We start from the raw sequence: 25,161 nt of genomic DNA on the forward strand, positions 1-25,161 counted from the left end.
CGTCCGCGCAGCTCACGAGGGGACTGCGCGGGCGGCACCGGGCCGTAGCCCGAACGGCTGAGCCGTCGTCCGCCCAGGCGGCCCGAGGCGACCCCGAGCGGCCCCGCGTCACCTCGGACGGACGAAGCCGCGCTCGTAGGCGGCGATGACGGCCTGGGTGCGGTCGCGAGCCCGCAACTTCGCCAGCAGCCCGGCCACATGGGTCTTCACCGTCTCCGCGCCCACCGACAGCCGATCGGCGATCTCCGAGTTGTTCAGCCCGCGGGCCATCAGGCGAAGTACCTCGCGCTCCCGTTCGGTGAGTCTGGCGATGACCGGGTCCGCGCCGGCGGGCGGTCGGACGTGCCGTGCGGCCAGGTCACGCACCGCCGCGGGGAAGAGCAGACTGTCGCCTCTGGCCACCAGCCGCACCGCGCCCACCAGTTCCTCCGGCGAGGCCCGCTTGAGCAGGAACCCGGCGGCCCCCGCGCGGAGCGCCTCGAACACGTAGGAGTCGTGTTCGAAGGTGGTCACCACCAGGACGCGGGGCGGTTCCTCCATGGTGGCCAGCACCTGCTCGGTGGCCCGGATGCCGTTGATCTCGGGCATGCGGACGTCCATCAGCACGACGTCGGGCCGCTTCTCGCGCACCACGGCGACCGCCTCGGCGCCCGTCGTCGCCTCACCGACGACCCTGATATCGGGTTCGCAGCCCAGGATGGCCGCCAGCGCGTCCCGTATCAGGCACTCGTCGTCGGCGAGCACCACCCGGATGGCGGTCCCCTCCCGCGCGCCCATCAGGTGTCTCCGACGGGCAGGCGGGCGTGCACGCGCCAGCCGCCGTCACGGGGACCGGCGCTCACCGAGCCGCCCAGCAGCGCGGCCCGCTCGGCCATTCCGGTGAGCCCTCGGCCCCCGCCGCCGGGACCGGCCTGCCGGCCCTCGGGCGGCGGCTCGTTCTCCACCACGATCGTCAACTCCTTCCTGTGAACCGTCAGGTCGAGCCGGACCGCCACCGGCCCGGCGGGTCTCAGGACGTTGGTCAGCGCCTCCTGGACGATGCGGTACGCCTCGCGGGACACCGCCGCCGGCAGGTCCTCCAAGCCGCTGGACCGGGTCTCCCGCACGGTGGCGCCCGCCGACCGTGTGGTGCTCACCAGGGCGTCGAGCCCGGTCAGCGTCGGCGCGGCCGAGATGGGGTCGGCGGCCGCATCGCTGCGCTCGTCCTCGCGGAGGGCGCCCAGGACGGCGTCCAGTTCGCCGACCGCCCTTCTGGCCGTCTCCTCGATGGCGACCAGGGCACGACGCGTGAACTCCCGGTCCCGGTCGAGCAACCGCCCCGCGGCCGCCGCCTGGAGCGTGACCGCGCTGAGCGCGTGGCCCACCGAGTCGTGCAGATCCCGGGCCAGGCGGTTTCCGGCCGCCAGGCGCTCGGCTCGCCGCTCGGCGGCGGCCAGCCGGTCGGCCGGCGTCGGTCCGAGCAGCCGGGCCGCGAGATGGGCCGACACCCGGCCGGCGTAGAGCGCGGCGGCGACCAGCAGCAACAGCAGCAGGATCCCGGCTACCGGTGCCAACAGGGCAGGAGCCGAGTGGAACTCCCGTGCCCACCACCACCGCTCGCCGGAGCCGTCCGCCGAGAACGGGAGCGCGATCAGCAGCACCGCGGCGGGCGGTATCGCCAGCGTGCCGCCGGCCACCAGGGCTCCGGCGCCGGTGTGCAGCGCCAACCAGCAGGCCGTCCGTCGACGCGCCGCCCACGATCGTGCCGGGGAAGCCTCCAGCCTCGCGGCCGTCACGCCGGCGAGCACCTGCGCCGCGTGGGCGCACAGCGGCCGGGCCACCGGGAAGAGCCCGGCGGGTGCGGTGAGCACCACTGCCAGGGCGTAGGCGGTGAACTGGGCGCCGGGCCGGAACAGCACGCCGTTCCCCTGTGATCCGCCCCACACCGCCAGCAGCACTTCGGCGAGGAGGAAGCCGGGCATCAGCAGCGCGCCCCCGAGCAGCAGATGGACCCAGCGGCGGAGCGCCGTGTCCGCGCTCACCCTCTTGTACCACCCGAGGAGGAGACGGTGCGCGGGCGGCCGGGGCGGCTCAGCAGACGGCTGAGGGAGAGGCCCATGCCGAGCAGGAGAAGGCCGGAGATCACCTGCGCAGAATAGGCCAGCCACTCCGCCGGAGTGCTCGTGTGCTCGTCGGCCCCCGTGTGGAACACTCCGGACACGGACATCACGAACCACCACAGCCCCCACGCGGCGAGCACCGCGCCGCCGGCCCAGCCGGTGGTGAGGGCGACGGCCAGCCGGGTCCCCGGACGCCGGCGGAAGACCAGCCAGAGCACGGCGAGCACCGCACCCGCGGCCGCGGCGGCGTGCACGCCCTCCATCATCCGTAGGACAAGCCCGGACCGACCTGCCAGCGCCCACCACAGGTGGAGCACGCCCGCCGTCGCCGCGGCGACCACCGCGACCACGGCCGACCCGGATATCAGCCGGCCTGCCGGCGCGGCGGGCAGATCGGCCACCCGCCCCCGCAGCAGATGCCCCCAGCGCTGCCGGAAGTACGGCACGAACAGCGCCCCCAGAGCCAACGCCTGGACGGTGAAACCGCCGTAGACCACCGGGGCCACCCAGCTGTCGAGGAAGGGCGGCGCCGCCTGCTCGCCGGTCGCCGGGCCCGGGGTCAGGCCGCCGAGCACCGTCACCAGCGGTACGACCAGCACAAGCGGGGTGAGCAGGCCGGTGGCGGCCCACAGCGGCACCAGCAGGAGCCATCCCGGCAGCCGCTGCCCGAAGGGCAGCACCAGGGCGAGCGCCAGCACGACCACGCAGACGTCGAGCGCCAGGGTGACGGCGTTCAGCACGTGGAGCGTCGTCGTGCCGTCGGTGAGGACGCTGCCCTCCGGTATGCCGACACGACTGCCCGACAACCAGGCCGCCTTGAGCAGCAGGTAGGGAACACACGCCAGGACGGCCACAGCGCACAGCGCCACACGCACCCTGCCGACGCCTTCCGCCGGCCGGGCCGTCCTGCCGGAAGCCGTCCTGCCGGGCCGGCCGGAAGTCGTCTCGCCGGAAGTCGCCTGGCGGGAGGTCGCCTGGCGGGAGGTCGCCTGGCGGGTAGTTGTCCTGCTGGAAGTCGTCTCGCCGGAGGTTGTCTCGCCGGAGGTTGTCATGCCGTAAGCGTCCCGCGTCGAGGGCTGCGGCCGCGTCCTACGTCGCGACGATCCGCCTCCCCCGCGTGGGGGAGCGTGCCGGGCACCGCGCAGGACAGGCGGAAGACGGCGGAAACTCGCCCATCCGTGCGGTCGGTCGGGAAGGAGAGTGGTCACAGGGGTGTCGTAGCGCCACAGCGGGCGCCTAACATCCCAAGCTCGATTCGCCCGGTGCTCCCGTACCCGGCGTCCGCCAACCGTGAGGACGGTAGATGTCTGAACAGCGCCCCGAGTTGACCCGGACCGACCCCGACGACATCAGCTCCAACCCCTCCGACAACCGTCCGTTCGCCCGGGTGCTGGCCTCCCGGCTGTCCCGGCGCGGCGCGTTGCGCGGCGGGACGGTCGCCGCGGCCGGCTTCCTGCTGCTCGGCGGGCCCGTGAACGGCACCGCCGCCGCACGTCCGGTCGCGGCCCCGCCGGCCGGCTCCGGCCGGCACGGCGGCGGCCGTACGCGCGACCTGCTCGGCTTCCGGCAGGTCGACACGCACGACGAGGACGTGCTGACCGTGCCCGAGGGCTACCGCACGCAGGTGCTCATCCCGTGGGGCACGCCCCTCCAGCCGGACGGCCCGCGCTGGCGGAAGGACGCCTCCAACAGCGCCGCCGACCAGGCGCGGCAGCTCGGCATGAACCACGACGGGATGCACTTCTTCCCGCTGGGCAAGGGCCGCCACGCCTCCTCCCGCCGGGGTCTGCTGGTCCTGAACCACGAGTACGTCGACCAGCAGCTGCTCTTCCCCGACGGCGACGAGGACATGACGCCGGAGAAGGTCGCCAAGGCGCTCGCGGCGCACGGCGTGAGCATCGTGGAGATCGAGCGGGGCGACGACGGCCGCTGGCACACCGTCCGGTCGCGGATGGCCCGCAAGGTGACCGGCGCGACCCCGGTGACCTTCTCCGGTCCGGTGGCCGAGCAGCATCCCGAACTGCGGGCGCGGAACCGGCCGATGGGCACGCTGAACAACTGCTCGATGGGGGTCACCCCCTGGGGCACCTATCTGACCTGCGAGGAGAACTTCAACTCCTACTTCGGCACCGAGGACCCCGACTGGCGGCCGAACGCGGCCGAGCGGCGCTACGGCATCAACAGGGACGGCTTCGGCTACGGCTGGCACCGGGCCTCCGAGCGCTTTGACATCGCGGTGAACCCCAAGGAGGCGAACCGGTTCGGCTGGGTCGTCGAGATCGACCCGAAGGACCCGGCGGCGGTCCCGGTCAAGCGCACCGCGCTCGGCCGGATCAAGCACGAGGGCTGCGTGACCACCGTCTCCCGGGGGCGGATCGTCGGCTACACCGGCGACGACCAGGACGGCGACTACGTCTACAAGTTCGTCGGCGACCGGCCCTGGCGCGACCACCTCGACAAGGGCCGCAGCCCGCTCGACCACGGCACCCTGTACGTCGCCCGGTTCGACGACGACGGCACCGGCACCTGGCTGCCGCTCGTCTTCGGCCGGGGGCCGCTGACCCGCCGCAACGGCTGGCGCGACCAGGCCGACGTACTGCTGCGCACCCGGATGGCCGCCGACGCGCTGGGCGCCACCCCGATGGACCGCCCCGAGTGGCTGGCCGTCCACCCGAAGAGCCGCGACGTCTACGTCTCCCTGACCAACGGCAGCGGCCGGGGCGGCGCGGTCACGCCTCGGCAGCCCAACCCGTACGGGCACATCGTCCGCTGGCGTGAGCACGGCGGCGACAACACCGCGACCCGCTTCGCGTGGGAGGTCTTCGTCCTGGCCGGCGACCCGGCGCACGACGAGAGGGTGGAGCTCGGGGACAACATGTTCGGCTCGCCGGACGGGCTGTGGTTCGACCCCGACGGCCGGCTGTGGATCCAGACGGACATCTCCAACTCCTCGCAGAACCTCCCCGAGAAGGGTTACGGCAACATCGGCAACAACGCCATGCTCGCCGCCGACCCGGACACCGGGGAGATCCGCCGGTTCCTCGTCGGCCCGCGCGGCTGCGAGATCACCGGCGTCGTGACCACACCCGACCAGCGCACGATGTTCGTCAACGTGCAGCATCCGGGGGAGGAGACACCGGCGTGGGGGAGTCCGACACCGGAGAACCCGCGCGCGGTGAGCAACTGGCCCGACCACGATCCGGAAGGGCGGCCGCGCTCGGCCACGGTGGTCGTCTGGCGGGAGGACGGCGGGAAGGTCGGCGCCCCCTGACGCGGGTGCCCGCCGCCCTGCCCCGGGCTTCGGCCCGACTGTTCGACGCGGCTCGAAACGGCTCCTGACGTGCGGTCATAAGGCGCGCTTTGCGGCGCGGCAACACCGGCGGCAATGGACAGCGGCCGTCCGGCGGCGCACAGTGACCGCATGCTGAGCGTGACAGAAGCCGAGTTCGAGTGCCGGACCGCCTACCTCAACACCGCGACCCACGGGCTGCTGCCCGCCCGCGCCGCGCGGGCGCTCACCCGGGCCGTGGGGGAGATGACCGACGGACGGCTGGACATGAACCGCTGGTTCGAACGGATCGAGGCGGCCCGGTCGTCCTTCGCGAGGATCGCCGGGGTGCCGGCCGGCCGGGTGGCCACCGGCACGTCGGTCGCCGTGCACGTCGGCCTGGTGGCGGGTTCGCTGCCGGCCGGCGCCACGGTGCTGGTGGCGGAGAACGAGTTCGCCTCGGTGGTGAACCCGTTTGTCACCCGAGGCGACCTGCGGCTGCGGACGGTGCCGTTGGAGCGGCTGCCGGAGGCGGTCGACGCGGGCACCGACCTGGTGGCGGTGAGCGCGGTGCAGTCGCTGGACGGGCGGGTGGCCGACCTCGACGGGCTGGCGGCCGCCGCCCGCGACCACGGCTGCCGCACGCTTGTCGACGCCACCCAGTCCGCCGGCTGGCTGCCGCTGGACCACGGCGCGTTCGACTACACGGTCTGCGGCGCCTACAAATGGCTGATGTGTCCGCGTGGGGTCTCGTTCCTCACCGTTCCCGAGGACGGCGGCGGGCTGCGTGCCCTGCACGCCGGGTGGGCCTCCGGCGAGCAGCCGTGGGAGAGCACCTACGGCCCGGTGCGGGAGCCGGCCCGTTCGGCGCGGCGCTTCGACGAGCCGGCGCCGTTCCTGCCCTATCTGGCCGCCGCCGAGTCGCTGGCGCTGGTGGAGGAGGCGGGGCCGGCGGCGATCGGCGCGCACGACCGGGCGCTGGCCGACCGGTTCCGTGCCGGCCTGGCCTCGCTGGGACTGTCGCCTGTCCCCGCGGAGGGCGCGATCGTCTCGCTGCCGGGGGCGGGGGAGGCGGGCGCCAAGCTGGCGGCACGGGCCGGCGCCGAGGTCTCGGTGCGGGCCGGCAACCTCAGGGCCGCCTTCCACCTCTACAACACGGCGGACGAGGTGGACCGGCTGCTGGAGGCGCTCAGCGCGCTGCCCTCCGACGGCTGACCCGCCGCGACCCGCGCCTCCGAAGAGGCGCGGGTCGCGCCGGGACCGCCGCCGGGGCCGGTCAGCCCACCGGGGTGAAGTCGCGGGCCCCGATGTAGTCGGGCCGCGGCACCGGGGCGGCGAACGGCTCGACCGCGGTGTTCTCCACGCTGTTGAACACGATGAAGACGTTGCTGCGCGGGTACGGCGTGATGTTGTCACCCGAGCCGTGCATGCAGTTGCAGTCGAACCAGGTGGCCGAACCGGGCTTGCCGGTGAACAGCCGGATGCCGTGCTGGTCCGCGAACCGGGTCAGCATCTCGTCCGAGGGCGTGCCCGCGTCCTGCATCTGGAGCGAACGCTTGTAGTTGTCCTTCGGCGTCTCGCCGGAGCAGCCGAGGAACGTCCGGTGCGAACCCGGCATGATCATGAGCCCGCCGTTGGTGGCGAAGTTCTCGGTCAGCGCGATGGAGACCGAGACGGTCCGCATCCTGGGCAGCCCGTCCTCCGCGTGCCAGGTCTCGAAGTCGGAGTGCCAGTAGAAGCCGCTCGCGCCGAAACCGGGCTTGACGTTGATCCGGGACTGGTGGACGTAGACGTCCGAGCCGAGGATCTGGCGCGCCCGGCCGACGACCCGCGGGTCGCGGACGAGATCGGCGAAGACCCGGCTCAGCTTGTGCACCTCGAACACGGACCGGATCTCCTGGGACTTCGGCTCCACGATGGAGCGGTCGTCCCGCCGGATCCGCGGGTCCGAGATGAGCCTTTCCAGTTCCGCGCGGTAGGCCAGCACCTCTTCCGGGGTGATGAGCTGGTCGATCGCGAGGAACCCGTCCCGCTCGTAGTCCGCCAGGTCCCGGGCCTCGATCGGCCCGGGAGCACCCGGTTCGGACCACACCACCGGATCCTTCCGCTCGGTCACCTGCTCGGTGGTGCCGCGCGTGGGATAGAGATCGGTGGTGCGTTCGGGTGCGGTGGTCATGACGACCTTCCTCTCCTCTCGTACGTTCCTTTTCTCTTCTCGTCACAGTGGCCTGTCCGACGGCGGCCCGCGACCTGAGGTCAGTCGTCCTCGGTCAGCAGCGGGTACACGCCGTTCTTGTCGTGGTCCTCACGGCCGGTGACCGGCGGGTTGAACACGCACACGACGCGGAAGTCGGTCTTGGGCCGCAGGGTGTGCTTCTCGTGCCCGTCCAGCAGGTACATCGTGCCGGGGCTGATCCAGTGGGTCTCGCCCGTCTCGTCGTTGGTCAGCTCGGCCTCGCCCTCGACGCAGAGCACCGCCTCGACGTGGTTCGCGTACCACATCGACGTCTCGGTGCCGGCGTACAGCACGGTCTCGTGCAGGGAGAAGCCCACCTTCTCCTTGGCCAGGATCAGGCGCTTGCTGCGCCAGGTGCCGGACGCGGACCGGACGTCCCGGTCGGTGTCCTCGATCTCCTGAAGCGAACGGACGATCACGGTGAGTGCCTTTCCGGGGGTGGAACTGGTGGTATGGGTTGGTTGGTGTGTCCGGGCTCATGCCCAGGTCGGCCGGTCGCAATGCCGGCCCAGCCGGTCCAGCCGGTCCACGGCCCAAAGGCCGCAGCCCGCCCCTGGCGGGGCGGGCCTCGGGCCGGTGCGGGCCGGTCCGGGTGCGCGAAGCCGGTCAGACGGTCTCGCGGACCGCCCTGGCGAGGATCCGCAGGCCCTCGTCCAGCTCGTCGGGGCTGATGGTCAGCGCCGGCAGCAGCTTGACGACCTCGCTCTCCGGCCCGGAGGTCTCGATCAGCAGGCCCAGCTCGAAGGCGCGTTTGGCGATCTGCGAGGCGGTGGGCTTGTCGCGCATCTCCAGGCCCCACACCAGGCCCCGGCCGCGGTACTCGACCACGGCGTCCGGGTGCTCCTTGGTGATGGCCTTGAGCGTGGCCTCGACCTGCTCACCACGGCTGATGGTCTGCTTCTCCATCTGGTCGTCGGTCCAGTAGGCCTCCAGCGCGGCGGTGGCGGTGACAAACGCCGGGTTGTTGCCGCGGAAGGTGCCGTTGTGCTCGCCGGGCTCCCAGATGTCCAGCTCGGGCTTGAACAGCGTGAGCGACATCGGCAGGCCGTAGCCGCTGATCGACTTGGAGACCGTGACGATGTCGGGGACGATGCCGGCCTCCTCGAAGGAGAAGAACGCGCCGGTGCGGCCGCAGCCCATCTGGATGTCGTCGACGATGAGCAGCATGTCGTGGCGGCGGCACAGGTCGGCCAGCGCGCGCAGCCACTCCGCGCGGGCGACGTTGATGCCGCCCTCGCCCTGCACGGTCTCGACGATGACGGCCGCCGGCTGGTTCAGGCCCGAACCGGCGTCCTCCAGCAGCCGCTCGAACCAGATGAAGTCCGGCGTGCGGCCGCCGAGGTAGTCGTCGAACGGCATCGGCGTGCCGTGGACCAGCGGGATGCCGGCGCCGGCGCGCTTGAAGGCGTTGCCGGTGACGGCGAGCGAGCCGAGCGACATGCCGTGGAAGGCGTTGGTGAAGGAGACGATCGACTCCCGGCCCTTGACCTTGCGGGCCAGCTTCAGCGCCGCCTCCACCGCGTTGGTGCCGGTCGGGCCGGGGAACATGACCTTGTACGGCAGGTCGCGGGGGCGCAGCACGACGTTCTGGAACGTCTCCAGGAACGCCCGCTTGGCGACCGTCGACATGTCCAGTCCGTGGGTGACGCCGTCCCGTTCCAGGTAGTCGAGCAGGGCGCGTTTGAGCACCGGGTTGTTGTGCCCGTAGTTGAGCGATCCGGCGCCGGCGAAGAAGTCGAGGTAGGTGTGCCCGTCCTCGTCGTACATCTGGCTGCCCTGGGCGCGGTCGAAGATCGTCGGCCAGGCGCGGCAGTAGCCGCGGACCTCCGACTCGAGGGTCTCGAAGACGCTCAGGTCAGGCTGGGTGATGGTCACGGGAAGCTCCTGGGAGTTCGTGGGGAGTGAAGTCTGGGAAGTCGTGGGCGCGCCGGCGTGGGGAGCCCGCGCGCCGGGCGTGGGCGGCTCGGCGGGGTCAGGTGCCGGGTGGCGGTATGGGGCCGATCCGGTACAGGACCTCGGGCTCGTGCCCGTCGCCCGGGAAGGTCGGGCCGTCGAACAGCACCTCGCGCTCCACGTCGGCGCCGTGACGTTCCGCGAACGAGGTGAACAGCCGGTTGGACGGCACGTTGTCGGGGGTGACGGTGGTCTCCACGCGCGCCACGCCCTGCTCCCGGGCGACGCGCGACACCAGGCCGTCCAGCATCGCGGCGGCCAGTCCACGGCCGCGCTGCGAGTGGTCGACGGCGACCTGCCACACGAGCAGGGTGTCCTCCCGCTCGGGGCGTACGTACCCGGTGATGAAGCCGACCGGCTCACCCTCGCCGTCGCGGGCCACGACCGACGTCGCCGCGAAGTCCCGGCACCACAGCAGGTAGCTGTAGGACGAGTTGAGGTCGAGGACACGCGAATCGCGGGCGATGCGCCAGATCGCGGCGCCGTCGTCGACGCCCGGGGTGTCGAGCCTCAGTCCTTCCGGCATTTCGAGAACGTCCGTGCTGGCACTTGCAACTTCTGCTTGTGCGGGGGTCATGGGAATTCAATTTACCGAGGAGAATCTGAAAATGCATCGCCGGAAGGGGTTACGTGAGGCGCCCTGATGTGTTATCGCGCGCGGACGCGCAGGCGTCCGCGCGCGGCGGTCATACGTCGGGTTTGCCCTGGATATATTGGGCATACCGGGCGCCGAGTGGAGCTGGTCACAGATGCGTAACGCTCCGGGAACGTGCTTGAATTGTGGTGGCGCACGTCGCAAAAACGGTGCGTTTGAGCTTGGAAAAACCGGGAAGAAGAATACGGGGACCTGCACGCAAAAAGGGGGCTCGCGCAAACCGCGGGAAGATGCGCGGTGAATATGCGCGAAGGTTCAATCAAAAGGGTGTCTCGCATGGCGTGAGAATGCGTCGCTCCCCGTGCACGCCGCCGCTGTTCCGCGGCCGGGGGCGCTCCTCGTAGAGTGCGGGCATGACCGAGAGCGCGGTGCTGCACATCAGGGGCCGGATCCTCGTGGGACCACAGGACGTGCGGGACGAGCTGTGGGCGGTGGACGGCCGGATCACCTTCGAGAGGCCGAGCGGCGCGGGGGAGGCCACCACGCTGACCGGCTGGGCGCTGCCGGGCCTGGTGGACGCCCACTGCCACGTCGGCCTCGACGCCCACGGCGCGGTCGACGCGCCGACCAGCGAGAAGCAGGCCCTCACCGACCGGGACGCCGGCACCCTGCTCATCCGGGACGCCGGGTCGGCCGCCGACACCCGCTGGATCGACGACCGCGAGGACCTGCCGAAGATCATCCGGGCCGGCCGGCACATCGCGCGCACCCGCCGCTACATCCGCAACTACGCGCACGAGATCGAGCCCGGCGACCTCGCCGCCTACGTCCGGCGCGAGGCCCGGCGCGGCGACGGCTGGGTCAAGATCGTCGGCGACTGGATCGACCGGGAGGCCGGGGACCTGAGCGCCTGCTGGCCGCGCTGGGCGCTGGAGGAGGCCATCGGGGCGGCGCACGCCGAGGGCGCCAGGATGACCGCCCACTGCTTCGCCGAGGACTCCCTGTCCGACCTCGTCGAGGCCGGCATCGACTGCGTCGAGCACGCCACCGGGCTGACCGAGGAGACCATCCCGCTCTTCGCCGAGCGGGGCGTGGCCATCGTGCCCACACTGGTCAACATCAACACCTTCCCGGGGCTGGCGGACGGCGGCGAGGCGAGGTTCCCCCGCTGGTCGGCGCACATGCGGCGGCTGCACCGCCGCCGGTACGACACCGTGCGGTCCGCCTACGACGCCGGCATCCCGGTGTTCGTCGGCACGGACGCCGGCGGTTCGCTGGCGCACGGCCTGGTCGCCGAGGAGGTCGCCGAACTGGTGCGCGCCGGCATCCCGCCGCTGGACGCGCTGTCCGCGACCACCTGGGGTGCCCGCGCCTGGCTCGGTCGCCCCGGCCTGGAGGAGGGCGCGCCGGCCGACCTGGTGCTCTACGAGGCCGACCCGCGTCTGGACGTGCGGGTGCTGGCGGCCCCGCGACGGGTGGTGCTCCGGGGACGCGTCGTCGGCTAGGTGACGCCAGATGGCGGGGGAGCACGGGGATTCGAGCGGACGTGCGGAAACCTCCCGTACGGGTGAAAGCCCGGCGGAGGACTGACGGCACGCCGCCTCCGCGTCAACGATGACGGGGTCCCGGTCACCGGCGCGTGTGATGTCCCCGACGCGACGCGCCCGTGGCGCTACGTACCTTCTGGGGGTTTCCCAACCGTGTCCAAGTCCGTACCCAGCCTGCTCGCCGCCTGCTCCCTGGTCGTCCTCGCCGCAGTCCCCGCGGCCGCGACCGAGAAGCCCGACCCCGGCCACGCGAGCGCGTCCGTCCTGCGCACCACCCTGGACGTCGGGTTGCTCAAGAAGTCCGTGCACGTGCCGCTGACCACCACGCTCAACGCCGTGCAGGCGCCGGGGGAGGGCACCGACCGCGCCGAGCAGACGGCGCTCACCGCCGAGCTCGACGGCGTCGACCGCGGGCGCCCGTTCACCGTGCTGCGCGCCGACGTGGCCCGCGCCACCGCCGACGTGACCGAGGAGGCCGCCCGGGCGGACGTGGAGCTGGCGAAGGCCCGGCTGCACGTGCCGGGCCTGCCGCTGCTGTCCGTCGTGGAGGCGGACGCCGTCCGGGCCAAGGCCGTCTGCGAGGCCGGCTCCCAGCCCACCGCCGAGGCGAACGTGCTCGGCTCGGTCAAGGTGCTCGGCCAGCGCACCCGGCTCACCGCGGGCGGCCCCACGCACGTCAAGGTGCCCGGCGTCGGTGAGGTGAAGCTGGAACTGTCGGCCACCGAGACCACCTCCCGCACGGCCGCCGCCAGCGCCCTGCGGCTGTCGATCTCCGTGAACCCGCTCGACCTCGGGGTCGCCGAGGTCGACGGCAAGGTCACGCTCGCCGAGGTCAGCTGCCGTACCCCGCGCAAGGCCGAGGAGGTCACCACGCAGACCGTGCCGCAGACGCCCGAGGCGCCCGAACCGACCACCGAGCAGGTGACCGCGCCCGAACCGCAGGGCGGCAAGGAGCCCGTCAAGCCGGCGGCCGAGACCCCGGACCTCGCCGCGACCGGCGGCGACTCACGCACCCCCTACCTGCTGGGCGGCGGGCTCGCGCTGTTCGCGGTGGGCGGCGGCCTGGTCCTCGCCCGCCGTCGCCGCAGCACGAGCTGAGGCGGCGCAGTCAGAGCACGCGCCGTCAGAGGCAGCGCCGACCGGGGGTGACTCGGTCGGCGGTGCGGCGCGCGGCACCCCGGCCCGGGTCAGCGCGTCGGCCAGGGCGTCGGTGGTCCGCCGGTCGCGTACGGCCAGCCGCAGCCACGGCGGGCCGAGCCCCGGGAAGGTGTCGCCGCGCCGCACCGCGAAGCCCAGCTCCCGCAGCCGCTCCCGCAGCCCGGCGGCCTCCGGGTGGCGCACCAGCACAAACGAGGAGGCGGCCGCCGCCCGTGCCGGCCGAAGCCCGTCGAACTCGGCCAGCCGTGCCAGCAGGTACGCGCGGTCGGCGGCGGTGCGGTGCGCCACTTCCTCGGCCTCCGCGAGCGCCGCCGGGGCGCTGCACGCCTCGGCGGCGACCAGCGCGGGCGAGGAGACCGGCCACAGCGGCTGCCGGGCGGCGAGCAGCGAGACGGTGTCCGGATCGGAGAGCAGGTAGCCGATCCGCAGCCCGGCCAGCCCCCAGGTCTTGGTGAGGCTGCGCAGCACGACCGTACGGCCGGGCAGCGCCTCCACCCGCGACGCCAGTGACTCCGTCTCGCCGGGCACGGTGTCCATGAACGCCTCGTCCACCACCAGGGTCCGGCCCGGCGCGGCCAGCGCGGCCAGCGTCGCGACCGGGTGCAGCACCGAGGTGGGGTTGGTCGGGTTGCCGACCACGACGAGGTCCGCGTCGGCGGGCACGGCCCCGGGGTCCAGCCGGAAGCCGTCCTCCTCGGTCAGCAGCACGCGGCGCACCCGGTGCCCGGCGTCCCGCAGCGCCGCCTCCGGCTCGGTGAACTGCGGGTGCACCACCACCGGGCGGCTGACGTCCAGGCCCCGGGCGAGCAGCACGAACGCCTCGGCCGCGCCCGCCGTCAGCAGCACCCGGTCCGGCTCCAGGCCGTGCCGCCGGGCCACCGCGCGGCGGGCGGCACGGTCGTCGGGGTAGGCGGCCAGCGAGTCCAGCGAGGCGGCCAGCAGCTCCCGCAGCCAGTGGGGCGGGGTGCCGGTGCGCACGTTCACCGCGAGATCGACGAGGGCGGCGCCCTCGTCCCGTACCTCCGCGTCGCCGTGGTGCCGCAGCCCGCCCGCGTCGGTCGTCTCGGCCTCCATCAGCGCGTCCGCCCCGGCTCGGCGGGCCCGGCGAGCGCGCACGTCGCCATCGCCGGCTGCCCGTCCGGGGGCGACGACCTGCGTTTGGGCACCAGCAGCCGGGCGCCGTGCCCCGCGCCGAGCAGCGCGGCGGCCTCGGCCACACTCGGCGTGCCCAGCCGCTCCCTGGCCATACCGGACGGATGCGGCACGTCCACCCCGGCCAGCTCCGCCGCCGGGTGGCAGCGCAGCGGTACACCGAGTTCCGCCGCGGCGGCCAGCAGCGCCGGCTCCCGTCCGCGCACGTCCACCGTGGCCAGCGCCGTCACCCGGTCCGGGTCGACCCCGGCCGCCGCGAGCACCTCGGCGACCAGCGTCGACACCTCGGCGCCCGCCACGCCCCGGCAGGCGCCCACGCCCACCACAAAGCCGCTCATCGGCCACCCCTCCCTTCGAGGCAGGCGGCGACCAGACGGCGGGGCAGCTCCGGCTCGGCCGCCCAGTGCACATGCAGGTAGGAGGCGTGCACCCGGCCGGTGGCAAAGCCCTCGGTGCGGCGCTCGGGCCGCACCACACCCCAGGCCGGTGCCGTTCCGGCCGGCGGGTCGACCGCCGTGCGGTGGAACTCGTGGCCGCGCACCCGGGTGCCGGCGGCGGCCAGCACGTTGTCCGCCACCGCCACCGCCTCCCGGTAGCCGAGCGTGAGCCGGTCGGTCATCCGGGCCCGGGCGTCCAGCAGCCCGCACATCGGGCTGCCGTCCAGCTCCCGGCACAGGTACAGCAGGCCGGCGCACTCGGCCACCACCGGGCCCTCGAACGCCGCGACCGCCGCCCGCAGCGGCTCGTTCGCCGACAGCTCCGCCGCGTACACCTCGGGGAAGCCGCCGCCGACGACCAGCGCCCGCGCGCCCTCCGGCAGCCGCTCGTCCCGCAGCGGGTCGAAGGAGACGACCCGGGCGCCGGCGCCCGCCAGCAGTTCGGCGTGCTCGGCGTAGGAGAAGGTGAACGCCGGGCCTCCGGCCACCGCCACCACCGGTTCGCCGCCGGCGACCGGGCCCTCGCCCTCCGGGCTCCACGGCTCGTCGGGCAGCGGCGGCGCGCTGTGCGCGAGCGCCAGCAGCGCGGTCAGGTCCACGCTCTCCCGGACCTGCGCGGCCATCGCCCGCACCGCCTCGACGGCCTCCGCGTGCCGCTCGGCCGCCGGCACCAGCCCCAGGTGGCGGGAGGGCGTGCGGACCTGCCGGGAGCGGTGCAGCGCCCCGAGCACCGGCACGCCCACGATCTCCAGCGCCTCCCGCAGCAGCTCCTCGTGGCGCGGCGAACCCACCTTGTTGAGGATGACGCCCGCCAGCCGCACCTCCGGGTCGAAGGTGGCGAAGCCGTGCACCAGCGCGGCCACCGACCGGGACTGCGACGAGCCGTCCACCACCAGCACCACCGGCGCCCGCAACAGCTTCGCGACCTGCGCGGTCGAGGCCAGCTCGCCCTGCCCGGCGGCGCCGTCGTACAGGCCCATCACACCCTCGACGACGGCCAGGTCGGCGCCGGCCGCGCCGTGCAGGAACAGCGGGGCGACCCGCTCGGGCCCGCACAGATAGGCGTCCAGGTTGCGGCCGGGGCGCGGTGGCCGGCCCGGCCTGCCTTCGAGGGAGACGGCCAGCGTGTGGTAGCCGGGATCGATGTAGTCGGGGCCCACCTTGTGCGGGGAGACGTCGAGGCCGGACTCGGTGAGGGCGGCCATCAGCCCGGTGGCGACGGTTGTCTTGCCGCTCCCCGAGGAGGGCGCCGCGATGACCAGTCGCGGCATCCGGGAGGTCGTGCTCACCTGGTCCTCACCACTCGATCCCCCGCTGGCCCTTCTGGCCCGCGTCCATGGGGTGCTTGACCTTGCCCATCTCGGTGACCAGGTCGGCCGCGTCGATCAGCTCCCGTGGCGCGTTCCGCCCGGTGATCACCACGTGCTGGGTGCCGGGACGGGTGCGCAGCACCTCGACGACCTCGGCGGTGTCCACCCAGCCCCAGTGCATCGGGTACGCGAACTCGTCCAGCACGTACAGCCGGTACGTCTCCGCCGCCAGGTCCCTCTTGACCTGCTCCCAGCCCTCGCGGGCGGCGTCCTCGGAGGTGGAGATGTCCCGCTGGACCCACGACCAGCCCTCGCCCATCTTGTGCCAGGCGACCGTGCCGCCCTCGCCGCTGGCGCCCAGCACCCGCAGCGCGCGCTCCTCGCCGACCTTCCACTTGGCCGACTTCACGAACTGGAACACCCCGATCGGCCAGCCCTGGTTCCAGGCCCGCAGCGCCAGCCCGAACGCGGCCGTCGACTTCCCCTTGCCGGTACCGGTGTGCACGGCGACCAGCGGCCGGTTGCGGCGCTGTCGTGTGGTGAGTCCGTCCTCGGGAACGACACTCGGCTGACCCTTCGGCACTACGCTGCCCTCCGTACGTCCTTGACCAGCGCGGACACCGCGTCCGCGCGAAGCTCCGCCAACGTCACCGCGGGGCCCTGGAGGTCCCCGGCCAGCTCGCCGGCCAGGCCGAGCCGCACCGGGCCCGTCTCGCAGTCCACGACCACGCTGGCGATCCCGTCGCCGGCCAGCAGCCGGGCGGCGTGGCGGGCCCGGACGACGGGCTCGGGGCCGCCGGTGGCCCGCCCGTCGGTGACCGCCACCAGCAGCGGCCGGCGCGCCGGGTCGCGCAGCCGCTCGATCCGCAGCACCTCCCGGGCCCGGAGCAACCCGGCCGCCAGCGGGGTGCGGCCACCGGTCGGCAGCTTCTCCAGGCGGGCCGCCGCCGCGTCCACCGAGGACGTCGGCGGCAGCGTCAGCTCGGCGTCCGCACGCCGGAAGGTGACCATGCCGACCTTGTCCCGCCGCTGGTAGGCGTCGAGCAGCAGCGACAGCACGGCGCCCTTGACCGCGCTCATCCGCTGCCGCGCGGCCATCGAACCGGAGGCGTCCACGACAAACAGGACCAGATTGCTCTCCCGGCCCTCGCGCACCGACTCCCGCAGGTCCTCCCGGCGCACGACCAGGCCCCGGCCGCTGCGGCCACGGGCGCCCTGGTGCGGGGCCGCGGCCTGCACGGTCGCGGCGAGGTGCAGCCGGCCGAGGTGGCCGTTCGGCCGGCGGGAGCCGGTGGTGCGGCCGTGCGCGGTACGCGCCCGGGAGCGGCGACCGGCCGCGCCCTCGCCGACGCCGGGCACGGACAGCATGCGGGTGCGGAACGGCTCACCGGCGGGCGCGGGAGCGGCCTCGGTGCCCTGCGCGCCGTCCGACGACGGCCGCTCGCCCGGCTGTTCGGGCACCGAGGGGCCGGGTGTGTCCTCCGGCTGCTCGGCAGGTTCCGGCCGCCGTCCGCCGCCGGGGCCGCCGTCGGGGTCGTTCGGTCCGCCGTCCGGTCCGCCGCCGTCGGGGCCGCCGCCGTCCGGGCCGTCGGGGTCTCCGTCCGGGTCGCCGTCGCCGCCCCCGTCGGGAGTGGGAGGCTCGGGCTGCTCCGGCGCCTCGGGCGCGTTCTGCTCAAGGATCTCGTCGAGCCGGTCCTCGTCGAGGCCGGGCGCGTCGAAGGGGTTGCGGCGGCGGCGGTGCGGCAGCGCGAGCAGCGCGGCCTGCCGCACGTCCTGCGAGCCCACCTGGTCGCGACCGGCCCAGGCGGCCAGCGCGGTCGCCGTGCGGGCCATCACGATGTCCGCCCGCATCCCGTCGACCTCAAAGGCGGCGCAGGTCGCGGCGATCTGCCGCAGCGCACCCTCGCCCAGCTCCACACGCGGCAGCAGCGCGCGGGCGGCGGCGATCCGCTCCCGCAGCTCCTGCTCCTCCCGCGCCCAGCTGGCGGCGAACGCGGCCGGGTCGCTCTCGTAGGCCAGCCGGCGGCGGACGACCTCGACGCGCTCGTCGGTGTCCCGCGAGGCGGCGACCTCCACCGTCAGCCCGAACCGGTCGAGCAGCTGCGGCCGCAGCTCGCCCTCCTCCGGGTTCATCGTGCCGACCAGCAGGAAGCGCGCGGCGTGCCGCACCGAGACGCCCTCCCGCTCGACGTGGGAGGCGCCCATCGCGGCGGCGTCCAGCAGCAGGTCCACCAGATGGTCGTGGAGCAGGTTCACCTCGTCGACGTACAGCACGCCGCGGTGGGCCTCGGCCAGCAGGCCCGGCTCGAACGCCTTCACCCCCTCGGCCAGCGCGCGTTCGATGTCCAGTGCGCCGACCAGCCGGTCCTCGGAGGCGCCGACCGGCAACTCCACCATGCGGGCCGGTCGTTCCTCCCCGCCGGAGCCGCCGCTTTCGGGCGCGTGCGGGCCGTCGGGGCAGCGCGGGTCGGGCGCGGCGGGGGCGCAGGAGAAGCGGCAGCCGGTCACCACCGGCACCGCCGGCAGCAGTGCCGAAAGCGCCCGTACCGCCGTCGACTTGGCCGTGCCCTTCTCGCCGCGCACCAGGACGCCGCCCACCGCCGGGGACACGGCGTTCAGCAGCAGTCCCAGCCGCAGATCGTCCATGCCGACGATCGCGGTGAACGGATAGGGCGTGTGGGTGCTCATTCGGGTGCTCCCGGCGGTAGGAACGGCAGGCCCTCGGGCACACCGTCTTCGATGAGCCGCCACAGGGCGGCCGTGTCGGCATGTTCTTCGATCAGGTCACCGAGCCGGTCCAGCTGCTCCTCGCGCAGCGCGGCGAAGTCGGTGTCGGGGGCGGGCACGAAGTCCCGGCCGCTGTCGGCGGCCACCCGGCGCAGGAACGCCCGGCGGAAGTCGTCGCTCTCCAGGGAGCCGTGCCAGTGCGTGCCCCACACCGTGCCGCGCCGGCAGCCGTCCAGGGGCGCGCCGGAGTCGTCGGTGAACAGCGGCTCGCCGCCCAGCACTTCGGCGACGCCGTGGTGGATCTCGTAGCCCTCCGCGCGGGTGCCCAGGCCGTGGCCGGCCGGGCGGGCCAACGTCTTCTCCGGCGCGAAGCGGACCCGCACCGGCAGCAGTCCGAGACCGGGCACCGAGCCGGCCCGGGACTCGACGTCGTCGTGGATGTGCTCGCCCAGCAGCTGGTAGCCGCCGCAGACGCCCAGCACAGGGCGGCCGGCCGCCGCCCTGGCGGCCAGCTCGTCCGCGAGCCCGCGCCGCCGCAGCCAGTCGAGCGCCCGGACCGTGCCCCGGGTGCCGGGCACCACCACGAGGTCCGCGTCGGCCAGCTCCTGCGGGCGGTCGGCGAAGCGCACCACCACGCCGGGCTCGGCGGCCAGCGCGTCCACGTCGGTGAAGTTCGACATCAGCGGCACGGGCAGCACGGACACCCGCAGCACCTCGGCGCCGTACGGGGCGGCGGTGTTGCTCTCCCGCACGGTGCCGCGCAGCGAGATCCGCAGCCCGTCCTCCTCGTCGATGCCGAGCCCGTGCTGGTAGGGCAGCACGCCGTAGGTGCCCCGGCCGGTCAGCGAACGCAGCGTCTCAAGCCCCGGCTCCAGAAGTGAGACGTCACCGCGGAACTTGTTGACCAGGTAGCCGGCCAGCAGCTTCTGGTCCTCGGCGGACAGCAGGGCCGTCGTGCCGAAGAACGAGGCGAACACCCCGCCGCGGTCGATGTCGCCGACCACCAGCACCGGCAGCCGGGCGGCCCGGGCCAGCCCCATGTTGACGATGTCGCTGTGCCGCAGGTTGATCTCGGCGGGGCTGCCGGCGCCCTCGCAGACCACCACGTCGTGGGTGCGGCGGAGCTCGGCCAGGCACTCCGTGACGGTGGCCAGCAGCCGCTCGCGCCGACCGCTGTGGAAGCCGCGCGCGCTCAACTCGCCCACCGCGCGGCCCATCAGCACCACCTGACTGGTCCGGTCGCTCCCCGGCTTGAGCAGCACGGGGTTCATCAGCGCGCTCGGCTCCACGCCCGCGGCCGCCGCCTGCATGGCCTGCGCCCGGCCTATCTCGGCGCCGTCCCGGGTGACAAAGGAGTTCAGCGACATGTTCTGCGCCTTGAAGGGCGCCACCTTGACGCCCTGCCGGGCCAGCCAGCGGCAGATCCCGGCGGTGACGACGCTCTTCCCCGCGTCGGAGGTGGTGCCGGCCACCAGCAGCCCGCCACCCCCGAACGTCCCGTCAGACGACACCTCGACCTCCGGCCTTCCTCGTGCGGGCACCGCGCACCGACGTGGCGGCGACGCGCCCGGCGAGGGTGACCGCCAGGGCCAGCGCGCCCACCCGCCGGGACAGCCGTACCGCGCGGTTGATGTCGGCGACCTCCACCGCCCGGCCCGCCGGGTTGAGCACCGGCCGGTGCTCAACCCGGCCACCGTAGGAGAGCGTGCCGCCGAGCCGCACACCGAGCGCGCCGGCGAACGCCGCCTCCACCACCCCCGCGTTGGGGCTCGGATGCCGGCCGGCGTCCTCCCGCCAGGCCCGCACGGCACCGGCCCGGTCCGGCCCCAGTGCCACGGCGAGCAGCGCGGAGAGCCGGGCCCCCGGCCAGCCCGCCACGTCGTCCAGCCGGGCCGCGCTCCAGCCGAACCGCAGATGGCGCGGCGAACGGTGGCCGACCATCGCGTCCAGCGTGTTGACGGCCCGGAAGCCGACCAGCCCGGGCACCCCGGCTGCCGCCCCCCACACCAGCGCGCCGACGACGGCGTCCGAGGTGTTCTCGGCGACGGACTCGACCACCGCGCGGGCGATGCCGTCGGCGTCCAGCGCCCGCGGGTCCCGGCCGCACAGGTGCGGCAGCCGCTCGCGCGCGGCGTCGAGGTCGCCGGCCGCCAGCGCGGCACCGACGGCCTCGGCCTCCCGGGCGAGCGAGGTGCCGCCGAGGACGGCCCAGGTGGCGGCGGCGGTCAGCGCGGCGTGCGGCAGCGGACGGGCCCGCAGCGCGCCGTGCGCGGCGGCGGCGGTCAGCGCGGCGCCGCCGGCGCACACGGCGGTGAACAGCGCCCCGGCCGCCCGGTCGTCCCGCCACAGCCGCCGCTCAAGACGTGTGGCGAACGACCCGAAGACGGCCACCGGGTGACCGCGCCGGGGGTCGCCGAACAGCACGTCGGCGGCGTAGCCCAGGAGCGCCCCGGAAAGATGACTGCGCATCCGGCCCGCCCCTCAGCGCGCCGGTCCCAGGGAACGACTCCTCGAAGGCGGCGGCGGGGCCGCCCGGTGGACGGCGCGGCAGGGCGCGGTGCGGGGCATGGCGGTGTCCTCACTCAGGGTCCTCGCCCTGGCTCGACGAAACCGGCGGTGAGAGTCTCCTGGCTCCCGGATCCGCACCTTCCCCGGTCTTCCAGCCGCCGCTCGTGGCGGATCGACCGTGACGTGTCGGGGCGTGCTCCCCGGTGACAGTGGCGGGACCGCGCCGGACTCGCACCGGCTTCCTCTCCTGCCGCCGTGATGGCTGCGGGAAGTCCACCACGCGCGGTCGAAGCCGTCAACTCACGGCCTGACCTGCGGCGGGGAGTGTGAGCGGGCACACCGAAACGGGGGCGGACAGCCGGGGCTCAGGTCGCGATGAGGTAGATACCGAAGGCCACGGCGGCCGCGCAGACGGCGTAGCAGGCGACGGAGGCGGAACGGGCGAGCACCGCGCCGCCGCCGGAACGCCCGGCCGAGGAGCCGGAGCCCAGGATGCCCAGGGTGAAGACCCCGACCAGGGCGATGGTGGCCACCAGGCTCACACCGAAGACCTCGCCCAGGGCGATCCAGTCGATGTTCATCGTCGTTGTTTCCTATTCGCTCGAGTCCGGTCGGGCGCCTGAGCGCGAGCCGGTTCGGACGGGGGAGAGACGGGGGAGAGCGGAGTGCTCAGGGGGCCAGGCCGGCGGTGGGCTTGCTCGCCTCGGCCGGCTCCTCGCCGGCCCCCGACCCGGTGTCGGGCTGGGGCGGCACCACACCGGCGGGCGGTGGGGAGACGGCCCGGATGGCGGTGGTGACCACGCCGGCGGGCTGCGGCTCGGCGTTCTCGTCGGCCGGCCGGGCTGTGTCCGCCTCGGCGGCCTCGGTCGCCTCCGCGGCCTGCGGGGCGATCGGATCGACGTCGTTGACGTTGGTGTGGTCGACGACCTCGCGGCGCGAGGCCAGCCAGATGGCGGCGCTGGAGACGACCAGCAGGACCGCGACCACGGCGACGCCCCAGTCGCCCTGCTCGGCGATGACCGCGGAGATCGCGGCGATCAGACCCGCGGCCGGCAGCGTCATGCCCCAGCCGACGAACATCCGGGTGGCGGTGGACCAGCGGACCACACCGCCCTTGCGGCCCAGACCCGAACCCATCACGGCGCCGGAGCACACGTGGGTGGTGGACAGCGAGAAGCCGATGTTGGAGGAGGCCAGGATGGTGACGGCCGCGCTGGTCTGGGCGGCGAAGCCCTGCGGCGGCTGGATGTCGGTCAGGCCCTTGCCCATGGTGCGGATGATGCGCCAACCGCCGAGGTAGGTGCCGAGCGCGATGGCGATACCCGCCGAGGCGATGACCCACAGCGGCGGGTCGGCGTCGGCGCCCAGGATGCCGCCGGAGATCAGGGCCAGGGTGATGACACCCATCGTCTTCTGGGCGTCGTTGGTGCCGTGGGCCAGCGAGACCAGCGCGGCGGAGGTGATCTGACCGGCCTTGTAGCCCTTGGCGGTCTTCCGCTCGTCCGCCTTGCGGGCCAGCCGGTAGGTGAGGCGGGTGGCCAGCATGGCCGCGGTACCGGCGACCAGCGGCGCGGCCAGCGCCGGGATGAGGACCTTCATGACCACCACGTCGCCGTTGACGCCGCCGAAGCCGACCGAGGCGAGCGTGGCACCGATGAGGCCGCCCATCAGGGCGTGCGAGGAACTGGAGGGCAGGCCCGCCAGCCAGGTCAGGAGGTTCCACAGGATCGCGCCGACCAGACCGGCGAAGATCACTTCGGGCTTGATGCCGGACGCCTCGTCGAGCATGCCGGACGAGATCGTCTTGGCCACCTCGACGGAGAGGAATGCGCCGACGAGGTTGAGGACCGCGGACATGGCCACAGCGGCCTTCGGCTTCATCGCACCCGTCGAGATGGTGGTCGCCATCGCGTTCGCGGTGTCGTGGAAGCCGTTCGTAAAGTCGAACACCAAGGCGGTGACGATCACGATCCCGATGAGAAGCGTGATGTGTTCCATTCACCCGGCAATCAGTTCGGTGGTCAGGTTGGCTCGGCGAACGTAAGGAGGCTGGGTGAACGGAAGATGAACTGGGACGGGCGGTCAGGTGTCTCCGTGCGGCGGCGGGTGTGCCTCCGACTGGCCGACGGCCCGTACCTGGAGGTCACCGGGGGTTTTCCGGTTGTCCATCCCCCCTTCGGGGAGATCCTTGTCACGCCGGTGAGATCCACCGAAAGAGGGGCGGCGAAGGGCCGCCCGGGAGGGACGGGACCAGTGCGGCCGACACGAGGGTTTCCCAACGGAGGATGTCCGGAGGATGACGAGGGGGCGAACCGGCGAGCCGCCGGGGCACCCTCCGAGGAGCACCGGGCGGCGTGGTCCCACCTCGTCGCCACCGCCCGCCGCACGGTCGCCGACGGCCTGGTCGTCGGCACCTCCGGCAACGTCTCCCTACGGCTGGCCGACACGGTGCTGGTCACCCCGAGCGGCGTGCCCTACGACCGGCTGGGCCCCGACGACCTGTGCGCGGTCGACCTGGACGGCACACGCCTGTCCGGCGAGGCGCCCCCCACCAGCGAACTCCCCCTCCACCTCGCGGTCTACCGGGCGACCGACGCCCGCGCGATCGTCCACACCCACGCCGTCCACGCCACCGCCGTCTCCACCCTGGTGACCGAGCTGCCGCCGATCCACTACCAGACCGCCGCACTCGGCGGCCCCGTCCGGGTGGCGCCCTACGCCTGCTTCGGCAGCCCCGAACTGGCCCGCGCCACGGTGGCGGCGCTGCGGGACCGCGCCGCCTGCCTGCTGGCCAACCACGGCACCGTCGCCCTCGGCGCCGACCTCGACCAGGCGCTGGAACGCACCGCGCAGCTGGAGTGGATGTGCCGCGTCTGGCTGGCCGCGCGCTCCGTGCCCGGCCTCACCCCCGGAGTGCTCGGCTCCGCCGAACTCGCCGAGGCCGCCGAACGCTTCCGCGGCTACGGACGTCACCCGGACGACCCCGCCCGGTAGCGGCGGCCGTCGATCCGTCCCACACTGGACAGGTGCGCCTGCGGACCAAGGCGGCGGTTGCCGCCACAACCATGCTCGGAACCGGTGCGGCGGCCCTGGCGGTAGGCCGCGTCGGCTCCGGCGCCGCGCTCCGCCCGCGCCGGGCGGACGGGCCGCCGGGCTTCGACAACACGCCGCTGACCGTGCACGACGTCGGCGTCGACCGGATCACGCTCACCCGCACGCTGGACACCCTGCTCCCCGGCACCTACGGGCTGCTCGGCGCCGACTGCCACGCCGTCGTCGGCGAACCGCTGCGCGACGGCGCCACCACCGCCGACACGGTCGCCCGGCGACTGGTCCGCATCACCCGCGGCGACCTCCGGCCCGGCGCCCGGGTCCGGATGACGCCGCAGATCCACAGCGGCGACCCCGGCCGGGCGTTGGCGATCCCGTACGCCGACGGCGCCATCCCCGGCGAACTCGGCCCGCTGCCCGCGTGGTTCGTGCACGGCGACCGGGACACCTGGGTGATCACCGTGCACGGCCTGGGCACCACCCGCGAACACCCGATGAACGTGCTGCCGCTGCTGCACCGCCTCCAGGCCCCGGTGCTCGACCTCGCCTACCGGGGCGACGAGGGCGCGCCGCGCTCGCCCGACGGCGTCGGCCACCTCGGCGCCACCGAATGGCGCGACGTGGACGCGGCCGTCCGGTACGCCCTGCGGTACGGCGCCGAACGTGTGGTCCTGCACGGCTGGTCCACCGGCGCCACCATGGCGCTGCACACCGCCGTCCACTCCCCGCTGCGCCGCCACGTGTGCGGCGTGGTGCTCGACTCCCCGGTACTCGACTGGCGGGCCACGGTACGGGCCCTGGCCGCCGGCCGGGTGCCGTCCGTCGCGCTGCCACTGGTGGAACGCGCCGTGGAGGGCAGGGCCGGACTCGACCACGCCCATCTGACGGAGGTCGTCGACCCGCGCGGACTCGACATCCCGGTACTGCTGCTGCACAGCAAGGACGACCGGGTGTCGCCGTACGGCGCCTCCCGCCGCTTCGCCGAGCGACGCCAGGAGCTGGTCACCCTCTACACCGGCCACCACGCCGCGCACGCCGCCCTGTGGAACGCCGACCGCCCCCGCTACGAGGAAGCGCTCCGCCGCTTCCTCACCCCCCTGGTGTAGCAACGCTACGGGCC

Annotated in this window: 22 protein-coding genes and 1 riboswitch; of the genes, 6 read left to right on the forward strand and 16 right to left on the reverse strand. The window is 74.0% G+C overall.

The genetic code is table 11. From position 1 onward, the window contains the following. Positions 1 to 108 precede the first annotated feature (108 nt). The 3 genes from GL263_RS00675 to GL263_RS00685 are packed head-to-tail and all read right to left on the reverse strand — an operon-like array spanning position 109 to position 3,151. A complete protein-coding gene (locus tag GL263_RS00675; RefSeq protein ID WP_182853534.1) occupies positions 109 to 777 on the reverse strand; it encodes a response regulator in 669 nt (222 codons plus the stop codon). Beyond that, on the reverse strand, positions 777 to 2,021 hold the full coding sequence (locus tag GL263_RS00680) for a sensor histidine kinase (protein ID WP_323379192.1): 1,245 nt from the start codon (positions 2,019 to 2,021) through the stop codon (positions 777 to 779). The genes GL263_RS00675 and GL263_RS00680 overlap by 1 nt, the downstream gene beginning before the upstream one ends. Beyond that, positions 2,018 to 3,151 (reverse strand): hypothetical protein, encoded by a 1,134-nt coding sequence (locus GL263_RS00685; protein WP_182853535.1) that lies wholly within the window; start codon positions 3,149 to 3,151, stop codon positions 2,018 to 2,020. The genes GL263_RS00680 and GL263_RS00685 overlap by 4 nt, the downstream gene beginning before the upstream one ends. 251 nt (positions 3,152 to 3,402) lie before the next feature. On the opposite strand from GL263_RS00685, the gene GL263_RS00690 reads away from it, so the two are divergent. Together GL263_RS00690 and GL263_RS00695 are read left to right on the forward strand one after the other, a co-directional pair. Then, positions 3,403 to 5,370, forward strand: a complete 1,968-nt coding sequence (locus tag GL263_RS00690; protein ID WP_182853536.1) for a PhoX family protein — start codon at positions 3,403 to 3,405, stop codon at positions 5,368 to 5,370. Positions 5,371 to 5,520: 150 nt separating this feature from the next. Beyond that, positions 5,521 to 6,582, forward strand: coding sequence for an aminotransferase class V-fold PLP-dependent enzyme (locus GL263_RS00695; RefSeq protein WP_182853537.1), 1,062 nt, complete (start codon positions 5,521 to 5,523; stop codon positions 6,580 to 6,582). 61 nt (positions 6,583 to 6,643) lie between these two features. Here GL263_RS00695 and thpD read toward each other — a convergent pair whose 3' ends face one another. From thpD to ectA, 4 genes are all read right to left on the reverse strand, one after another. After that, positions 6,644 to 7,543, reverse strand: a complete 900-nt coding sequence (gene thpD, locus GL263_RS00700; RefSeq protein ID WP_182853538.1) for an ectoine hydroxylase — start codon at positions 7,541 to 7,543, stop codon at positions 6,644 to 6,646. An 80-nt stretch (positions 7,544 to 7,623) separates the two neighbouring features. Further along, the gene (locus tag GL263_RS00705) at positions 7,624 to 8,022 is read right to left on the reverse strand and encodes an ectoine synthase (protein ID WP_182853539.1); all 399 of its coding nucleotides are present in this window, start codon (positions 8,020 to 8,022) and stop codon (positions 7,624 to 7,626) included. A 187-nt stretch (positions 8,023 to 8,209) separates the two neighbouring features. Then, positions 8,210 to 9,478: a diaminobutyrate--2-oxoglutarate transaminase gene (gene ectB / locus GL263_RS00710; protein ID WP_182853540.1), complete on the reverse strand. Its 1,269-nt coding sequence runs from the start codon at positions 9,476 to 9,478 to the stop codon at positions 8,210 to 8,212. 97 nt (positions 9,479 to 9,575) lie between these two features. After that, complete coding sequence (ectA, locus tag GL263_RS00715) at positions 9,576 to 10,082, reverse strand: diaminobutyrate acetyltransferase (protein WP_182853541.1); 507 nt, start codon at positions 10,080 to 10,082, stop codon at positions 9,576 to 9,578. Between the two features lie 482 nt (positions 10,083 to 10,564). On the opposite strand from ectA, the gene GL263_RS00720 reads away from it, so the two are divergent. Further along, on the forward strand, positions 10,565 to 11,656 hold the full coding sequence (locus GL263_RS00720) for an amidohydrolase family protein (RefSeq protein WP_182853542.1): 1,092 nt from the start codon (positions 10,565 to 10,567) through the stop codon (positions 11,654 to 11,656). Positions 11,657 to 11,851: 195 nt separating this feature from the next. Continuing rightward, positions 11,852 to 12,796, forward strand: a complete 945-nt coding sequence (locus tag GL263_RS00725; RefSeq protein WP_182853543.1) for an SCO1860 family LAETG-anchored protein — start codon at positions 11,852 to 11,854, stop codon at positions 12,794 to 12,796. Here GL263_RS00725 and cobC read toward each other — a convergent pair. The 9 genes from cobC to GL263_RS00770 all read right to left on the reverse strand — a co-directional run bounded on the left by cobC (position 12,704) and on the right by GL263_RS00770 (position 22,988). After that, positions 12,704 to 13,930: an Rv2231c family histidinol phosphate aminotransferase CobC gene (gene cobC / locus GL263_RS00730; protein WP_182853564.1), complete on the reverse strand. Its 1,227-nt coding sequence runs from the start codon at positions 13,928 to 13,930 to the stop codon at positions 12,704 to 12,706. The genes GL263_RS00725 and cobC overlap by 93 nt on opposite strands. After that, positions 13,930 to 14,346, reverse strand: coding sequence for a cobalamin biosynthesis protein (locus tag GL263_RS00735; RefSeq protein WP_182853544.1), 417 nt, complete (start codon positions 14,344 to 14,346; stop codon positions 13,930 to 13,932). The genes cobC and GL263_RS00735 overlap by 1 nt, the downstream gene beginning before the upstream one ends. Further along, the gene (locus GL263_RS00740) at positions 14,343 to 15,716 is read right to left on the reverse strand and encodes a cobyrinic acid a,c-diamide synthase CobB (RefSeq protein ID WP_182853565.1); all 1,374 of its coding nucleotides are present in this window, start codon (positions 15,714 to 15,716) and stop codon (positions 14,343 to 14,345) included. Before GL263_RS00740 ends, GL263_RS00735 begins: the two co-directional genes overlap by 4 nt. A 25-nt stretch (positions 15,717 to 15,741) precedes the next feature. After that, entirely contained in the window at positions 15,742 to 16,338 is a 597-nt protein-coding gene (gene cobO, locus GL263_RS00745) for a cob(I)yrinic acid a,c-diamide adenosyltransferase (RefSeq protein ID WP_182853545.1), read from the reverse strand. After that, a complete protein-coding gene (locus GL263_RS00750; protein ID WP_182853546.1) occupies positions 16,338 to 18,443 on the reverse strand; it encodes a putative cobaltochelatase in 2,106 nt (701 codons plus the stop codon). Before GL263_RS00750 ends, cobO begins: the two co-directional genes overlap by 1 nt. After that, positions 18,440 to 19,993 carry a cobyric acid synthase gene (locus GL263_RS00755; protein WP_182853547.1) on the reverse strand — a complete coding sequence of 518 codons (1,554 nt, stop codon included), beginning with the start codon at positions 19,991 to 19,993 and terminating at the stop codon, positions 18,440 to 18,442. The genes GL263_RS00750 and GL263_RS00755 overlap by 4 nt, the downstream gene beginning before the upstream one ends. Next, positions 19,983 to 20,951 carry a cobalamin biosynthesis protein gene (locus GL263_RS00760; RefSeq protein ID WP_182853548.1) on the reverse strand — a complete coding sequence of 323 codons (969 nt, stop codon included), beginning with the start codon at positions 20,949 to 20,951 and terminating at the stop codon, positions 19,983 to 19,985. Before GL263_RS00760 ends, GL263_RS00755 begins: the two co-directional genes overlap by 11 nt. Positions 20,952 to 21,103: 152 nt before the next feature. Next, positions 21,104 to 21,234: riboswitch (cobalamin riboswitch) on the reverse strand. A gap of 121 nt (positions 21,235 to 21,355) precedes the next feature. Then, positions 21,356 to 21,571, reverse strand: coding sequence for a hypothetical protein (locus tag GL263_RS00765; protein ID WP_182853549.1), 216 nt, complete (start codon positions 21,569 to 21,571; stop codon positions 21,356 to 21,358). A gap of 88 nt (positions 21,572 to 21,659) precedes the next feature. Continuing rightward, positions 21,660 to 22,988: an inorganic phosphate transporter gene (locus GL263_RS00770; protein WP_182853550.1), complete on the reverse strand. Its 1,329-nt coding sequence runs from the start codon at positions 22,986 to 22,988 to the stop codon at positions 21,660 to 21,662. A 255-nt stretch (positions 22,989 to 23,243) separates the two neighbouring features. On the opposite strand from GL263_RS00770, the gene GL263_RS00775 reads away from it, so the two are divergent. Both GL263_RS00775 and GL263_RS00780 read left to right on the forward strand, forming a co-directional pair. Further along, entirely contained in the window at positions 23,244 to 23,984 is a 741-nt protein-coding gene (locus GL263_RS00775) for a class II aldolase/adducin family protein (protein WP_323379193.1), read from the forward strand. Positions 23,985 to 24,016: 32 nt separating this feature from the next. Further along, the gene (locus GL263_RS00780) at positions 24,017 to 25,147 is read left to right on the forward strand and encodes an alpha/beta hydrolase family protein (protein WP_182853552.1); all 1,131 of its coding nucleotides are present in this window, start codon (positions 24,017 to 24,019) and stop codon (positions 25,145 to 25,147) included. The last annotated feature ends 14 nt before the right edge of the window (positions 25,148 to 25,161 follow it).

The sequence above is a fragment of the Streptomyces durbertensis genome (assembly GCF_014156695.1).
GTDB lineage: Bacteria > Actinomycetota > Actinomycetes > Streptomycetales > Streptomycetaceae > Streptomyces > Streptomyces durbertensis.

What these genes read in the sequence shown, in the direction of transcription:
- GL263_RS00675 (WP_182853534.1), bottom strand. Translation starts at nt 777, where the DNA reads ATGGGCGCGCGGGAGGGGACCGCCATCCGGGTGGTGCTCGCCGACGAC.
- GL263_RS00685 (WP_182853535.1), bottom strand. Translation starts at nt 3,151, where the DNA reads ATGACAACCTCCGGCGAGACAACCTCCGGCGAGACGACTTCCAGCAGG.
- GL263_RS00690 (WP_182853536.1), top strand. Translation starts at nt 3,403, where the DNA reads ATGTCTGAACAGCGCCCCGAGTTGACCCGGACCGACCCCGACGACATC.
- GL263_RS00695 (WP_182853537.1), top strand. Translation starts at nt 5,521, where the DNA reads ATGCTGAGCGTGACAGAAGCCGAGTTCGAGTGCCGGACCGCCTACCTC.
- thpD (WP_182853538.1), bottom strand. Translation starts at nt 7,543, where the DNA reads ATGACCACCGCACCCGAACGCACCACCGATCTCTATCCCACGCGCGGC.
- ectA (WP_182853541.1), bottom strand. Translation starts at nt 10,082, where the DNA reads ATGCCGGAAGGACTGAGGCTCGACACCCCGGGCGTCGACGACGGCGCC.
- GL263_RS00720 (WP_182853542.1), top strand. Translation starts at nt 10,565, where the DNA reads ATGACCGAGAGCGCGGTGCTGCACATCAGGGGCCGGATCCTCGTGGGA.
- cobC (WP_182853564.1), bottom strand. Translation starts at nt 13,930, where the DNA reads ATGGAGGCCGAGACGACCGACGCGGGCGGGCTGCGGCACCACGGCGAC.
- GL263_RS00735 (WP_182853544.1), bottom strand. Translation starts at nt 14,346, where the DNA reads ATGAGCGGCTTTGTGGTGGGCGTGGGCGCCTGCCGGGGCGTGGCGGGC.
- GL263_RS00740 (WP_182853565.1), bottom strand. Translation starts at nt 15,716, where the DNA reads ATGCCGCGACTGGTCATCGCGGCGCCCTCCTCGGGGAGCGGCAAGACA.
- GL263_RS00750 (WP_182853546.1), bottom strand. Translation starts at nt 18,443, where the DNA reads ATGAGCACCCACACGCCCTATCCGTTCACCGCGATCGTCGGCATGGAC.
- GL263_RS00760 (WP_182853548.1), bottom strand. Translation starts at nt 20,951, where the DNA reads ATGCGCAGTCATCTTTCCGGGGCGCTCCTGGGCTACGCCGCCGACGTG.
- GL263_RS00765 (WP_182853549.1), bottom strand. Translation starts at nt 21,571, where the DNA reads ATGAACATCGACTGGATCGCCCTGGGCGAGGTCTTCGGTGTGAGCCTG.
- GL263_RS00770 (WP_182853550.1), bottom strand. Translation starts at nt 22,988, where the DNA reads ATGGAACACATCACGCTTCTCATCGGGATCGTGATCGTCACCGCCTTG.